The 426-nt window shown below is 63.6% G+C and carries 1 protein-coding gene; it reads left to right on the plus strand.

The annotated features are described in order from the left end of the window. Nucleotides 1-426 (plus strand): hypothetical protein (locus ACWR1S_RS30930; RefSeq protein ID WP_454566151.1); only part of this gene is annotated, 426 nt, incomplete at both ends.

Consider the following 426-nt stretch of genomic DNA (forward strand, 5'->3'; position numbering starts at 1 on the left):
TCACCGAAGCGGTCGATCCCGATGGCCAGGTCACCCATTACTACTACGACACCCGTGGCCAGTTGCTGTCGATCCGTTATCCGGACAGCAGTCGGCATCGGCTGGTGTGGAATGCCCTCGGCCAGTTGACCGAGGAAACCCTGCCCGACGGTGGCGTGCGGCGTTTTTCCTACGATGCACTGGGGCGCCGGACCACCACTGCCGACGAACACGGTGCAGTCACCCGGCAACATTGGGACGCCGTTGGCCGACTAATTCAGACGACTTTTCCAGACGGTGCGACCCGCGCCTACAGCTACGGCGCCTACGGTCAGGTCACCGCCGAACGCGATGAACTGGGGCGCATCACCCGCTACGAATACGACGATGACCTGCACTTGGTCTCGCGGCGGATCAACCCCGACGGCACGCGGGTGCAGTACCGCT

The organism is Pseudomonas sp. AIG (assembly GCF_977020205.1).